Raw genomic sequence first — 14,340 nt, 5'->3', positions numbered from 1 at the left:
CAAAATATAAAGAGCAAACGCAAAAAACCCCGAGCGATTGCTTAGGGTTTTTGATATGTGTTACTACGAGCTGTCATTGCTAGCCGTTGTTACAAGATATTATTGTAAATAATGGCTTCAGCTATCTTAGCAAGCCTATCGTACTGGCGATGTCCACTCATGAGCGCCCAACGTGAGGGTAAGCTTATCCCCTGCTTGCAAAACGCCTACGCCACTTGGTGTGCCAGTCATAATCACATCGCCTGCTTGCAAATTAAAGGCATGACTGATATTGACCAGTAACTCGTAGACGGGAAACAGCATCAAAGCACTATCACCATCTTGAGTTAATTTATCATTGATAGTCAGCTGATACTGTACATTTTGAAGATTGCCAAACGCCTGTGGGTCAAGCCAATCAGCAAGCACACATGCCCCATCAAAACATTTGGCACGCTCCCACGGATGACCTTTTTCTTTTAACTTGCTTTGCAAATCGCGCAAGGTTAAATCCAAACCTAATGTCACTCCGCCGATTGCTTGCTGCGCCTGCTCAATCGTCGCCATAGACAAATCAGCGGATAGCTGAATGCATAGCTCAGTTTCATAATGCGTCTCGCCAAACTGCTCTGGATTGGGTCGGATCACATCGCTACGCATAGAAACCACCGAAGACGCTGGCTTCATAAATAGTATTGGCGATGACGGCACCTCATTGCCTAACTCTGCAGCATGCGCCGCATAATTACGACCTACACAAACTACTTTACCAATAGTAGCGCGTAGACTATCATTATGGTTATTAACGCTTTGCTCTTGATTGACACCCGCTGCAATAGCATTTGCTAACGACACATGTGGTGATTGGCTCATCTAGACTCTCCCTGTAAATGACGGATACTTCTCAGCAATCCATACTGTCTTGTGTACTGTGACCTTAATGATTTTAATAATCAGTAGCTAACTATGGAATCGTATTGGTCACCACATCTGGTGGCACATAACTGGTATGACGATTCATGCGTTTTTCAAACAATCTAAAGCTAAATAAGATCACCCATGACAGCAATAGATAAACGATACCCGCGGCAAAGAATAGCTCCATCAAGGTATAGGTACGTGCACTAATCGTACGAGCAACACCCGTGATATCCATCAATGCAATCGTCGACGCCAAGGCACTACCTTTTAGCATAAAGATAACTTCGTTACTGTAAGCAGGTATCACGATACCAAACGCACGCGGTAAGGTAACCCGTGTAAGCTTCTGCCATTTTGACATCCCAAGGGCATCAGCGGCTTCAAGTTCACCGACGGGTATCGTCTGAATCGCACCGCGTATAATTTCTGCAAGATAGGCACTGGTATTGAGGGTAAAGGCAATGATGGCACACCAGTATGCTTGGCTAAGCACTGGCTCCCATAAAAACGACTCACGCACCGCCTCGAACTGACCCAAACCATAATAAATCAGGAATATCTGTACCAGCAACGGCGTACCACGGAAGAAGAAGATATATAAAAACGGGATTATCTGTACGAGCCAGTTTTTCGACAGGCGTAACAATGCCAAAACCAAGCCGAAGAGCAACCCAATAACACCTGAGATCACAACCAGCTGTACGGTCAATACCGCGCCGCCTAGTAAGTCAGGGATATGATCAAAAATGACCTGCCAATTCCAATCCATAGTATCTCTCCTCTACCCTATGGTCGATTGACTGTGAGTGGATTGACGGCTTATCTTTTTGGCATAGCGTGCCGCAGGATTGGCGCGCCACTCAAGCCACATCATAAAGCCAGTAATCAACATGGTCAGACCCAAATAAATAATCGCGGCTGCCATATAAAAGGTAAATGGCTGCTGTGTTGACTGCGCTGCTCGTGAAGACTGATACATAATGTCCTTGAGACCCACGACCGATACCAATGCCGTATCTTTGAGCAATACCAAAAACAAATTCCCCAGACCAGGCAGTGCAATCTGCCATACCTGCGGCAACGTAATGCGATAAAACGTCTGAAAAGGACGCATACCAATCGCTTGCGCCGCTTCGCGCTGACCTACCGGAATCTCTTGGATGGACATGCGAAAAATCTCAGTCGCATAGGCACCAAAAGCAATAGACAACGCCATAACACCGCCCCAAAAAGCGCTGATCTCGACATAGTCGTTATAGCCGAACTTTTTGAGGATGCTCATCAATAATATAGAGCCGCCATAATAAATAAAGAGCACCAATAACAGCTCAGGAATACCGCGCATCGTCGCAGTATAGACAGTCGCAAGCTTACGCAGTAACCAGATGTTAGACATCTTTGCGGTTGCGCCAAGCAAGCCTAAGCCCAGACCAATAATTAAACTGGTCACGGCAAGCTGTATGGTGACGGTAGCGCCGCTTAATAAAAGCGCGCCAAATCCTTGTAAGTCAAACACGATTATCCACTCAGTCTCTTTATATTAGCAATTAGGGCATGTCTTCAGTTCAATCGATAGATATCTAAATGGTTTAAAAACGGCTAAATCTTGCCAAACGGCGTCAAATAGCTGACTAATATCTCGATATTATTTGCGCTATTTTCCTTGTTTGACTGCAATTTATCTCATTTTTATTACCATTTTTAAAATGAAGACACGCCCTAGCAAAATATGAGTTAAAAGAATCAGCATCAATAGCTGAACGCGGCGAAACACCGTATTTTATACCAAATCAATAGGGATGGTCGGCGTCAAAAAACGACGTCAGAAGAATACGATTAGCGCTACGATAATTGACACGGTAGAAATGAGCGCTGATTTTATCATATTCACTCGCCGTGATGTTAATACTGACGCGTAAAAGCTGTGCCTAAACCGTACCTAAACAGACACTTGGACTGATAACCAGGAAAAAGACTGACTAAATTTGAGTAAAGCGGATGGGGAATAACGATGACTATGCTATGAGCATAGAGTAGGTTTAGGAATTGATAAAAAAGGACATCGCCATGACAGCGATATCCTTTTGTGAATCAAAACAGTAATTTTGAATCAATAATTTTGAATCAGTATTTTTTATTGCTATTAGACATCAGCTAGCGTCTGCTACCGCTGACTGTTCAGTAGCTTCTGTACTGACCGTGCTCGCCTCCGCTGCTGGTACCGCAAAGTACTTCTGATTGATTTTATCGTATGTACCATTAGCCTTTATATTGGCTAAAGATTGATTGATCTTTGCCTGTAGCGGGTCGCCTGGACGTACCGCTATGGCAAAGTTGTCATTGATATCAATCTCATCACCCTTTAGCGCATACTTGCTACCAGCAGGTGAGCTGAGCCACTCTATCGCTGGCAGCTTATCAGAGATCATGGCATCGACGCGGTTTGAACCGAGATCCAAAAATGCATTGCTCAGCGTATCATAAAGCTTCATCTCAGCTTGCGGGTAAGTATCTTCAAACCACTGTGATGAGATAGTCGAGCGCTGTGCGGCAATCGAATTAGCGTCAATATCGCTAGGATTGCTGGGGTCGAAGCTGCTGTCTTTTTTGGCTAAAAAAACCAAAGCATTACTGAAGTACGGATCGGTAAAGCTTACCTGCTCTGCGCGCTCTGGTGTGACCGACATCGCCGCCACAATCGCATCATACTTGCCTGCTTTTAGACCAGGGATAATACCGTCCCAGTCTTGCGCTACAATCTCACAAGTCACCTGCATATCCGCGCAGAGCGCCTCTGCTATCTCAACATCAAAACCGCCAAGTGTCCCATCCGCATTGGTATAGTTGAAAGGCGCATACGCCCCTTCAGTACCGATACGCAATACGTCCTCCTTCGTGACTACTGCTTTGTCGGTCGCCTCTGGATTGGTATCGCTTGCATTGTCTTGACTGTTGCTACACCCAGTGACTGCAAAAGCAGTCGCTAATGCAAACAACGGTACAGATAGACGACTGGTCGTTATGGTACTCATAACAGATTTGCCAATCGTGGCACGGGCTGAGGCACAATGGTTGCTCATGATCATCCTTGAGTTTTCTTGGTTAAATAACGTACTTTTGAGGAACAACCGTCCACTCGCTAGACGTCCTTTTAGGCAGTTGCCGCCTCGTCGGCGACCACTACCTCTTCGACACCATCCGTGACGACTACTTATTGTGCAGCAGCGGTCGAGCTGGTACCAAAATAGCTGCCAGTGATTTGGTCATAAGTGCCATTATCTCTTAGCTCAGCCAATGCTGCATTGAATTTTGCAGCCAATGGATCGCCTTTACGGAAGGCAATACCCATTGCATCGTCGTCACTGCTAATCTCTTGACCTTTGATTTCGTAATCTTTACCAGCTTCGGTTTTTAGCCAGTCGGTACCAGTGACTTTGTCAGACATCATACCGCGTACTCGGCCTGACGTCAGGTCTAGGTAAGCATTGTCTTGCGTGTCATAGAGCTTGATATCAGCATCTGCATGCTCGTCTTGCAGATACTGTGAGGATACTGTCGAGCGCTGTGACGCAATTGGCTGATCTGCTAGCGCATCGACACTGAGGTCATCGCCTTTTTTGCCAATTAGGATGATGCCGCTATAGAAGTACGGGTCACTAAAATCAACCACTTCTTGACGCTCAGGGGTGATCGACATACCAGCGATGGCTGCATCAAATTTTTGTGCGTTCAATCCTGGAATCAAACCATCCCAATCTTGTGAGATCACTTCACACTCAGCTTTCATCTGTGCACACAATGCGTCAACCAGTTCAATCTCATAACCGATTAGCTTGCCATCAGCGTCTGTGTAACTAAAAGGCTTATAGCTTGATTCTGTGGCGATCTTGATATCTAGAGGTGCTTCGGTAGCGGTATCAGCTTCAGCGCTTTCTTCTGGTGCTGCGCTATTGTTACAACCTGCCAACATTAGCATTGCTGCGCTAAGCGGCGCTAGCCACAATGCTTTTTTGCTCATTGAAATTGTCATATCTCTTATTCCTTAATATATTTACCAGCCGTATCATCACTTATTACTGACTACTTTATACTCAACTGTTTCTGCAATACTGAACCGTTTTTTACTTATCAGCATCGCTTGTTTTGAGTACAAACATTCAGGAAACCATTATTGACCAAAGTTCTTTTGCTCAAGGCGTGCAAGCTCACCGTTACTACGGATTTCGCTCAATGCTTTATCAAATTCTGCTTTGAGGCCATCCCCTTTACGCACAGCAATCGCAATGTTGTCATCGTTATCAATTTCATCACCAACAATACCAAAGCCTTCTGTATTGTCTGCTAACCATGATTTGGCAGAGACTTTTTCGGCCAATACCGCATCGCTACGACCAGACTTTAGATCTAGGTAAGCATTGTCATAGTTGTCATACAGTTGAACCGTGTTGCCTTCTTTGCCTTCGTAGTTATCCTGTAGATAAGCCCCTGGCGTGGTAGAGCGCTGTCCACCTAGTGTGACATTGTTGATCGCCATCGGATCAAAACTGCCATCATTGTTGGTTAGCCATACCATCGTGTTGGCAAAGTACGGCTCAGTGAAATCAACTTTTTCTTGACGCTCAGCAGTAATAGACATCCCTGCGACAACCGCATCATATTTTTGTGCCAATAGACCTGGGATAATACCGTCCCAATCTTGAGCGACGATTTCACATTCAGCTTGCATCTGATCACATAGCGCGTTTGCGACATCGACATCAAAGCCTGACAAGCTACCATCGGCATTGGTATAGTTGAATGGAGGGTAAGCGCCTTCGGTTGCAATACGAATGGTTTGCCCAGTCGTTTCTGCAGCAGGTGCATCGGCGCTGGCATCAGTTGTTTCGTTGGCAGGTTGGCTACAAGCACTCAGCATCAATGCTGCGGTGACGGTCATTGATGACCACAGTAGGCGAGAATTCGACATCATACATTCCTTAAATTCTGATGGGTTTGACATAGGGTTTTGACAGGATTTTCTGGCTTCAGGTTCTGATATTTGGTTCTCTGACGTCCCTGCCAGACAAGCAATATAGATAGCAGAATGACAGGCAGCCAGCAGCTGTGACTACCTATAAACCTTTTGATAATACCTGAGTAAAATATCAAAAACAAACGTTTTGCATACTCACAGTTATTATCTGGTAATAAAGAGTCAACAATGGTTACGATATAGTGATTTTTGCGTTTGGCAAGATGCGATAGTGATAGGTTCTGATTGTGGTAGGAGTTATTAGACTTATGGTTTGACTGTGGCAGAGTTGGATAATGGTAATATCTGATGGCAGTAGGATTCTACTACCATCTGATTTATACAGAATTAGTTCGGGCGATGTGAAGCCATAAAGTCTTTGACACGCTCAGAGGTAGGGTTGTCAAAGACTTGCTCAGGCGTACCGATCTCTTCGACCACACCTTGGTGCAAGAAGACCACCTTACTGGATACTTCACGGGCAAAACGCATTTCGTGGGTGACGATCAGCATCGTACGACCCTCTTCTGCTAGCTCTCGCATGACAGCAAGTACTTCGTTGACCAGCTCAGGGTCCAATGCCGAGGTTGGCTCATCAAACAACAGCACTTGTGGTTTCATAGCAAGTGCACGGGCAATAGCCACACGCTGGCGCTGACCGCCCGATAAGTTGGCTGGATAAGCATCTTTCTTGTCGAGTAGCCCTACTTTGTCGAGTAGCTGCTCAGCATCACTAATCGCTTGTGCTTTCTTAATCTTGAGCACCTGCGTCGGTCCCTCGATGATGTTTTGCAAAATGGTCTTATGCGGCCACAAGTTAAAGTTTTGGAAGACAAACCCCACGCGAGCACGCAGACTCTCTAACTGCTTGACGTCTGATGCTTGCAGCTCGCCTGACTTGGCAGGTTTGAGCATCAGCTCTTCATTGCCGATTAGGATGCGACCTTGATTTGGGTTTTCAAGCAAGTTAATGCAGCGCAGCAATGTTGATTTACCTGAGCCTGATGAGCCCAAAATAGAGATAACATCACCATCATAGGCGGTAAGAGATACCCCTTTTAGCACTTCTAGTGAGCCATAGCTTTTATGGATGTCTTGTAAGTCTAGGGCGATAGGCCGAGTCGGGGTTTTTGCAGTATCAAGCATGGTTCAGCAGACTTCCAATAAATATGAGTGAAAACACGAATAAAAATAAATATGAGCTTTATATAATAGTATAGGTATCTATAGCACTAGCGTAATAGTCCTATGCCTGAGCAGGCCAAGAGAAAAAATGCCACATTGTCTCTTATTCCACAGCAAAAAGGCAAATCTTGTGTTTAACCAGTCAGTTAGTCGTTACTACTGATTATGGCTACTTTATAAACCGTTGACCTAAAAAAGCCCAGACGGCATTTATCGCTCTGGGCTTTATTTTATCACTTTCGCGTACTAGGCGTGGTTTTATCTTATGCGTTTACACTGCGCCTTTGATACTGAGCCTTTGATCAGCAGCTGATGACAGCGCGTCACCCGTCATATGTAGCATAAAACGGGTACGCTATAACTCTTAGTACGTCGATACATGCTCTGAGTCTTCCGTACCATCGAGCACCTCTGCGTCATCTGCGGTGGCAACCGCCACATCATCTGTCGTTTCAACGACCATGCCGTCGTCAGCAGTAGCAACGGCGACGTCGTCAGAGCTGGTTGCTGTGGCGCTTTCTTCAACGCTCGTTTGCGCATCCACAGTCGTATCAGCTTGTGTTTCCATCGGTGTCTCATCTTTACTACATGCACTGAGCGCAAGCGCGCCTGCAACCAATCCAGCCGTCAACCAATTTTTATACGTTGCATTTTTAGTAGCCATGTTCATTCTCCATTATTTTATGATCCAGCACTATCTATTGTTAGCGCTGCTTTGTTAATGCTTACTATACTGATGATGCGTCATGGCTACCTTAGTATTTACAGCACAGTTCTGTTAAAGACACGTAAAGTTAGAGTGCAGTATTGATACCATTATCTAGTGGAGAATATATGATATTGCTCATGGCACTGTACTAAATAACTCACAGCGCTGTCCTAAATAAAGGATGATCAGCACGTTGTAAAGCGGGCGCTGTTCACAAAATCATCTTTACTATCGCCGCAATCTACTCTATTTTAAATAGCATAATGACCTACCGCTATGTAAGTAGGCATTCAAAACTTCTTTTTTTGCCAAATTTTCGCCTTTTTAGGCGCTTTTATTTAGAACCGCTTTTATCTATATAAAACCTGTATGACATAAGGAAAATAATTTATGAGTCAAGCAAATACGACAGACATCACAACCTACATGCACTCTGTTGGTAAGCAAGCACGTGCCGCTTCTCGCGCCCTTGCTGCTGCCAATACTGGCGATAAAAACGCCGCACTCATGGCGATTCATGATGAGCTCATCAACGCCAAGCAAGATATCTTGTCTGCCAACAAAATCGATATGGACAACGGTCAAAAGAACGACCTTGATAGTGCTCTGCTCGATCGCTTAGAGCTAAATGAAGCGCGCTTTGATGGCATGCTTCAAGGTCTTAAAGACGTGGCTGGTCTGCCTGATCCAATCGGCGAAGTCACTGACATGACCTATCAGCCATCAGGCATTCATCTTGGCAAGATGCGCGTACCACTGGGTGTGGTCGGTATGATTTATGAATCACGTCCTAACGTAACATTAGAGGCGGCCTCGCTGGCGCTAAAGTCAGGTAACGCGATTATCTTGCGCGGTGGTTCTGAAGCGTTTGAATCGAACCAAGCGATTGCGAAATGCATCATCAAAGGCCTTGGCCATACCGATCTCTCTGAGCACAGCGTGCAAGTATTGCAAACCACCGATCGTGCTGCTGTTGGTGAGTTGATTACGATGACTGACTATGTCGATGTCATTGTGCCACGTGGTGGTAAAGGTCTGATTGCCCGTATCAGTAACGACGCTAGAGTTCCTGTGATCAAGCATCTAGACGGTAACTGCCATACCTTTATTGATAGCGATGCTGATACAGACACGGCTATCAACGTCAGTGTCAATGCCAAAACCCATCGCTACGGTACTTGTAACACGATGGAGACGTTACTGGTCGATGCAGCAGTTGCAGGCGAGCTACTGCCTAAGATTGCTGAAGCCATCGTGGCTGCCGATGATGCCATGCAACTGCGTCTTGATGACAAATCGCAAGCCATCCTAAATGACAATGCTAAGCTTAACGGTCACTTATCTGCTGCCACCTCTGAGGATTGGGATACCGAGTATCTAGCCCCTATCCTCGCGGTAAAAGTTGTTGCAGGCATTGACGAGGCGATTGAGCATATCAATACGCATGGCAGTCACCATACTGATGTTATCATCACAGATAACTATACTAAATCACAACGCTTTATCCGCGAAGTGGACTCAGCAAGCGTAATGATCAATGCGTCTAGCCGTTTTGCAGATGGTTTCGAATATGGTCTGGGTGCTGAGATTGGTATCTCAACGGACAAAATCCATGCACGTGGCCCTGTCGGTCTCGAAGGTCTTACTTCACAAAAATGGATCGTCTACGGTCATGGCGAGACTCGTGCGTAATCATACGAGCATTCACTACGCCCATGAGTAACCAAAAACGTCAGCAATTTTGCTGGCGTTTTTCATTTGAATAATAGGTATGCAAATTATAGATATTTGAGTCATAGGTTTTTAAATTATAGGCATTTAAATTATAGGGAGCGGTGCAACCATGCAAAGTGGCAAGATTAAACACTGGAATCAGGATAAAGGCTATGGCTTTATCGATGTAGATGACCAAAGTGAAGATGTGTTTTTTCATATTAGTAACGCACGATTGGTAGAGCCTATAACGGTTGGTCAAAGCGTGTATTTCAATAGTACCCGTAATGAAAAAAACCAGTTGCGAGCCACCGAAGTCACACCGTCGTCACTGAGCATTGCACCAGATACTGGGCCAAATGCGCCCAGTAAAACACCTAGTGATAGCAAGCGACGCAATCATTCAAATCACATTAACCAAAACTCCGTTAATCAAAATCGTAGACAAAATAACACTCAATACGGCGGTCAAAACAGCAGTCAAAATAAAAGAAGCCTAGGCTCTACCCTATTTAGTCTCATTGCTATTATCGCCATTGCTGTCTATTTCTTTGGCGATATCAGCTCAACGTTATTTGCTAATAGTGTTGAGTCAACCACCTCGGCGCAAACTGCCTCAGATAGTACAAGTCAAATCAGTACCAATAGCACTGCTGCCAGCATAACAGGTGATGCACAAGTCGATAATACGATTGCGCTCATCCAGCAAGGTGGACCATACCCTTACCCAAATAAGGATGGCACGACGTTTTATAATCGTGAAGGCAGACTACCGACACAGTCACAAGGCTACTACCGCGAGTACACCGCACCCACACCTGGCGTCTCACATCGCGGCGCACGTCGTATCGTCACAGGGGGTTATCCACCTACTGTGTATTACTTGACCATCGATCATTACGATAGTTTTCAAAGACTGCAGGTGCCTTAGTGCTAAACAAACAAATACTGAGCAAACAGATATGCAGCATAGATAAGGAGCAACGGACATGAAACAAGCAGATATAAAAAAAGCAAATATCGATCAAGAAAGTATAAGCCAAGCCATCCACTATATTAACCAAAGCCATGTTGATCAAGACCGTATTAATCAAAGCCACATTAACCAAAACGGTACAGCACTACATGCGGATATTCCTGCGCAGGCTGTTACCATACCGGCGGGTGACATACTGGATAAAACCACGCTATTGACGAGTCTTGCCCGCGCCTGTGAGTTCCCTAATTACTTTTCGTACAACTGGGACAGTGCATGGGACTGCCTGACAGATAGCGATGTGATGCACCTGATGCTTGATTTGACGGGAGCAAAAAGTATAAACACCGAAGACTTCAATATGTTTAAGTGCATCATTGAAGATGCCTATCGAGACTTTGGCAAACCACAATTGTGGATCATTATGCCATCTGCAGATGAGATCTAGTGTTGTTAATAGAGTAATCACCGTTAATCATTCATCATCATAAAAACCTGAATCATAGAAACCTGAATTCGAGATAAAGCCATATTTATCCCGAATTCAGGTTAATTTATTTTATACAAAGGATTAACCTATGGAGATTACCTTAAACGGTTATTACACCCTGATACTCGCGACCTTAGTGCTACTGCTGGGGCGTTTTTTGGTAAAGAGAGTCAAGTTTTTAGAAGACTTCAATATTCCTGAGCCTGTTGCAGGCGGTCTAGTCGCAGCGATTGTTGTTTATGTTCTCAATATGGTTTGGGGATATAGCTTCAACTTTCATCAAGGGCTACAAACTGCCACCATGTTGATGTTTTTTGCCTCTATCGGTCTGAGCGCTGATTTTAGTCGTCTAAAAGCGGGTGGTACACCGCTATTGATCTTCACCATCGTAGTATCCGTATTTATCGTGCTACAAGATGTCGTTGGTGTGGCTATGGCAAGTGCATTAGGGCTTGATCCGCTACTCGGTCTGGTCACAGGTTCTATCGCTCTGACGGGTGGCCACGGTACTGCTGGGGCTTGGGGCATTACATTAGAAGAGGACTACGGCGTGGTTGGCGCGACCACATTAGGTATCGCTGTTGCGACTTATGGTTTGGTCGCAGGCGGCATCGTCGGTGGTCCCGTGGCGCGTCGTTTGATCAATCGACTTGGCCTAAAGCCTGCGCCTGCTAATCCGAACCCAAGCGATATAGAAAAGGTCGCAGGAAATCAGTCGCTGTATAGCACGAAACACGATGAGGAGTCGGCAGGTAGTAATAAAGATATCTTTGAGAGACCTGATAGCATGCGCTTTATCACGGCGTCCTCTACTATCGAAACCTTGGCGCTATTTGCAGGCGCTTTGGCTTTTGCCGATGTGATGGCCATAGTTGCTGAAGGCACTTGGTTTGAGTTGCCGACATTCGTGTGGGCACTGGCAGGCGGCGTGATCATACGTAATGTACTAACCATGGTCTTCAACTTTGATATGTTTGACCGCTCGATTGATGTGCTTGGTAATGCGTCATTGAGTCTGTTTTTGGCGATGGCATTGCTGTCCTTGAAACTATGGCAATTGACCGATTTGGCAGGTCCTGTATTGATTATATTGGTCGTACAGACCATCATTATGATTATCTATGTTTACCTAATTACCTTTAAAGTCATGGGCAAAGACTATGATGCGGCGGTACTATCAGCAGGACATTGCGGTTTTGGTATGGGGGCGACCCCGACGGCGATTGCCAATATGCAAGCAGTTACGGATCGCTATCTGCCCTCGCCCAAAGCGTTTTTAATCGTGCCAATGGTAGGTGCGTTCTTTGTCGATATCGTCAATGCGACGATATTGCAGATATTTACCAAGTTGCCGTTTATGTAGGCTAATGCTGTCGTAGATTGAAGATTGATAGCTGTCTATAAAATCAAGAATGCCAGACATCAAAAAGCCCGCCAAGACTCATCTTGGCGGGCTTTTTTAATTATCAAGTTATCATAGCGTATTTAATCAAACCCACTATTTATACTTTTTGATTTCACCACTCTTCACACGAGCGACGAAAGAATTCACTTCTTTTTTCACAATTGGCATCAAGAAGTATAGACCGATGATGTTAAAGATCGCCATAGCGAACAGAGCCGCATCTGCGAAGTCGATAACAAAACCAAACTGTATGACAGTACCGATAACGACGAAGACTAAAAATATAATTTTGTATATTATTTCTTTAGTTCTACCTTCACCGAAGAGGTAAGTCCAAGCTTTTAGACCATAATATGACCATGAAATCATCGTTGAAAATGCGAACATGATTACAGCTAAGGCTAGGAAATACTGAAAAATTGGAGCCGTTTGCATAAAGGCGGCACGGGTTAGCTCTACACCAGTGATCGCTTGATCTTGCAAGTTTGCTGCTGTGTTCACACCAGAGATGGTAATCACTAACGCAGTCATAGTACAAATGACAACCGTATCAATGAAAGGCTCTAGTAAAGCTACCAAACCTTCAGTTGCAGGCTCATTTGTTTTTACCGCGGAGTGAGCAATAGCGGCTGAACCGACACCTGCTTCATTAGAGAAAGTTGCCCGTTTTAAACCCTGAATCAACGCACCGATAAAGCCACCAGCCACGCCAGCACCAGTGAAGGCACCTGTGAAAATCTCTCCAAATGCTGTGCCAATTTGGTTAAAGTTAGCAACCAGTACGATTACTGCCATAGTAATGTATAACAAAGCCATAAAGGGTACGACTTTTTCGGTAACGGTTGCTATGCGAGGCATACCACCAAGGATGACCGAACCGACTAAAACCGCTAAGACAACACCAAAGATTATACTGTACTCAGTAGGAATAGAAAAAGTAGAGCTTACCATTGCAAAGGCTTGGTTGCCTTGAAACATGTTGCCAGCACCAAAGGTTGCTAGTATCGTCATAAGGGCAAAACCAACGGCTAAAACCTTACCAAATCCGCCCATACCACGTTCAGCCATACCGCGGCTTAGATAGTACATAGGTCCACCTGATACGGCACCAGAGGGCAGTATAGTACGGTATTTAACACCTAGCGTACACTCTACAAACTTAGATGCCATACCGAACAGGCCAACCACGATCATCCAAAAGGTAGCACCAGGTCCACCAATAGCAAGGGCGGCACCTACACCAGCAATATTACCCAGACCGACCGTGCCTGATAGAGCAGTCGCCAAGGCTTGGAAATGACTAACCTCGCCTTCTTCTTTAATAGCAGGATTAGGATCGGTATATTTACCTCTGACGATATTCAGAGATAACCCTACAAGACGAAACTGAATAAAGCCAAAGTAAAAGGTAAAGACTAAGGCGGCAACCAACAACCAACCTACAATGAGTGGGAAGCTAACGTCCCCAAGCGGTACTGAGAAGAAAATAAGATCAACGAACCAGCCAAATATACTGGCCATGAAACTGTCGAGACCTGCCCCAAATGCTGCTAAACCTGATTGCTCTGCTGCTTGAGCAAGAGTAGTGCTAAGTAATAGCATCGTTGCGACTAAAGATTGTTTTTTCATATAAATCCCTTTAGTAAAAATAATATTTATATCGTTACTTAATCAATTACATCGACACTAATACAAAGTGTAATTATTTATTATACTTTGTATTAGTATTATTACTAAATGTTCAATGCTGACTATATACTAATACTCTTGTATAAACAAAAAAAATTTATATGTTTTTCTCGACTAAACATCAACTTAGCGTTCTTATATTGACAATTAAAGTCAGACAAGCCCACTGTATTTATCAAATAATGTTGATAGTGGTTTGAGGTGTACATAACAGACTTAAAATTACTAGATGATAATACCAGCACAAAGTTGCGCTAGATGA

The 14,340-nt window shown here is 44.6% G+C and carries 13 protein-coding genes; 4 read left to right on the top strand and 9 right to left on the bottom strand.

The features are described from left to right. Positions 1–135: 135 nt before the first annotated feature. The 8 genes from AC5JPY_RS09680 to AC5JPY_RS09645 form a co-directional block, all read right to left on the bottom strand. Entirely contained in the window at positions 136–852 is a 717-nt protein-coding gene (locus AC5JPY_RS09680; RefSeq protein WP_443525389.1) for a fumarylacetoacetate hydrolase family protein, read from the bottom strand. A 91-nt stretch (positions 853–943) separates the two neighbouring features. After that, positions 944–1,669 carry an ABC transporter permease gene (locus AC5JPY_RS09675; protein ID WP_443525387.1) on the bottom strand — a complete coding sequence of 242 codons (726 nt, stop codon included), beginning with the start codon at positions 1,667–1,669 and terminating at the stop codon, positions 944–946. Between the two features lie 12 nt (positions 1,670–1,681). Next, entirely contained in the window at positions 1,682–2,416 is a 735-nt protein-coding gene (locus tag AC5JPY_RS09670; protein ID WP_114701215.1) for an ABC transporter permease, read from the bottom strand. Positions 2,417–3,050: 634 nt separating this feature from the next. After that, positions 3,051–3,980: an ABC transporter substrate-binding protein gene (locus AC5JPY_RS09665; RefSeq protein WP_443525385.1), complete on the bottom strand. Its 930-nt coding sequence runs from the start codon at positions 3,978–3,980 to the stop codon at positions 3,051–3,053. Positions 3,981–4,111: 131 nt separating this feature from the next. After that, on the bottom strand, positions 4,112–4,930 hold the full coding sequence (locus tag AC5JPY_RS09660) for a transporter substrate-binding domain-containing protein (RefSeq protein ID WP_443525383.1): 819 nt from the start codon (positions 4,928–4,930) through the stop codon (positions 4,112–4,114). A 138-nt stretch (positions 4,931–5,068) separates the two neighbouring features. Further along, on the bottom strand, positions 5,069–5,869 hold the full coding sequence (locus tag AC5JPY_RS09655) for a transporter substrate-binding domain-containing protein (RefSeq protein ID WP_443525381.1): 801 nt from the start codon (positions 5,867–5,869) through the stop codon (positions 5,069–5,071). Positions 5,870–6,259: 390 nt separating this feature from the next. Next, a complete protein-coding gene (locus tag AC5JPY_RS09650) occupies positions 6,260–7,057 on the bottom strand; it encodes an ABC transporter ATP-binding protein (RefSeq protein WP_443525379.1) in 798 nt (265 codons plus the stop codon). Positions 7,058–7,460: 403 nt separating this feature from the next. Beyond that, a complete protein-coding gene (locus AC5JPY_RS09645) occupies positions 7,461–7,760 on the bottom strand; it encodes a hypothetical protein (RefSeq protein WP_443525377.1) in 300 nt (99 codons plus the stop codon). 435 nt (positions 7,761–8,195) lie between these two features. Between AC5JPY_RS09645 and AC5JPY_RS09640 the strand changes: the two genes are divergently transcribed. The 4 genes from AC5JPY_RS09640 (at position 8,196) to gltS (ending at position 12,347) form a co-directional block, all read left to right on the top strand. Next, positions 8,196–9,497: a glutamate-5-semialdehyde dehydrogenase gene (locus AC5JPY_RS09640; RefSeq protein WP_443525375.1), complete on the top strand. Its 1,302-nt coding sequence runs from the start codon at positions 8,196–8,198 to the stop codon at positions 9,495–9,497. A 151-nt stretch (positions 9,498–9,648) separates the two neighbouring features. Further along, on the top strand, positions 9,649–10,449 hold the full coding sequence (locus AC5JPY_RS09635; protein WP_443525373.1) for a ribonuclease domain-containing protein: 801 nt from the start codon (positions 9,649–9,651) through the stop codon (positions 10,447–10,449). 58 nt (positions 10,450–10,507) lie between these two features. Beyond that, positions 10,508–10,942, top strand: a complete 435-nt coding sequence (locus tag AC5JPY_RS09630) for a barstar family protein (RefSeq protein WP_443525371.1) — start codon at positions 10,508–10,510, stop codon at positions 10,940–10,942. 130 nt (positions 10,943–11,072) lie between these two features. Then, positions 11,073–12,347: a sodium/glutamate symporter gene (gene gltS / locus AC5JPY_RS09625; RefSeq protein WP_443525370.1), complete on the top strand. Its 1,275-nt coding sequence runs from the start codon at positions 11,073–11,075 to the stop codon at positions 12,345–12,347. 135 nt (positions 12,348–12,482) lie between these two features. Here the strand turns inward: gltS and AC5JPY_RS09620 are convergent, their stop codons facing one another. Then, positions 12,483–14,018 (bottom strand): alanine/glycine:cation symporter family protein, encoded by a 1,536-nt coding sequence (locus AC5JPY_RS09620; RefSeq protein ID WP_443525368.1) that lies wholly within the window; start codon positions 14,016–14,018, stop codon positions 12,483–12,485. Positions 14,019–14,340 lie beyond the last annotated feature (322 nt).

It is taken from the genome of Psychrobacter sp. H27, assembly GCF_059072655.1.
The sequence above is the reverse complement of the archived record's forward strand: the minus strand, read 5'-3'. Positions and strand labels throughout refer to the sequence as shown.

Bases quoted from the DNA above. Each gene is read 5' to 3' on its own strand.
- AC5JPY_RS09680 (WP_443525389.1), bottom strand. From the start codon at position 852: ATGAGCCAATCACCACATGTGTCGTTAGCAAATGCTATTGCAGCGGGT.
- AC5JPY_RS09675 (WP_443525387.1), bottom strand. From the start codon at position 1,669: ATGGATTGGAATTGGCAGGTCATTTTTGATCATATCCCTGACTTACTA.
- AC5JPY_RS09665 (WP_443525385.1), bottom strand. From the start codon at position 3,980: ATGAGCAACCATTGTGCCTCAGCCCGTGCCACGATTGGCAAATCTGTT.
- AC5JPY_RS09660 (WP_443525383.1), bottom strand. From the start codon at position 4,930: ATGACAATTTCAATGAGCAAAAAAGCATTGTGGCTAGCGCCGCTTAGC.
- AC5JPY_RS09655 (WP_443525381.1), bottom strand. From the start codon at position 5,869: ATGATGTCGAATTCTCGCCTACTGTGGTCATCAATGACCGTCACCGCA.
- AC5JPY_RS09650 (WP_443525379.1), bottom strand. From the start codon at position 7,057: ATGCTTGATACTGCAAAAACCCCGACTCGGCCTATCGCCCTAGACTTA.
- AC5JPY_RS09645 (WP_443525377.1), bottom strand. From the start codon at position 7,760: ATGGCTACTAAAAATGCAACGTATAAAAATTGGTTGACGGCTGGATTG.
- AC5JPY_RS09640 (WP_443525375.1), top strand. From the start codon at position 8,196: ATGAGTCAAGCAAATACGACAGACATCACAACCTACATGCACTCTGTT.
- AC5JPY_RS09635 (WP_443525373.1), top strand. From the start codon at position 9,649: ATGCAAAGTGGCAAGATTAAACACTGGAATCAGGATAAAGGCTATGGC.
- AC5JPY_RS09630 (WP_443525371.1), top strand. From the start codon at position 10,508: ATGAAACAAGCAGATATAAAAAAAGCAAATATCGATCAAGAAAGTATA.
- gltS (WP_443525370.1), top strand. From the start codon at position 11,073: ATGGAGATTACCTTAAACGGTTATTACACCCTGATACTCGCGACCTTA.
- AC5JPY_RS09620 (WP_443525368.1), bottom strand. From the start codon at position 14,018: ATGAAAAAACAATCTTTAGTCGCAACGATGCTATTACTTAGCACTACT.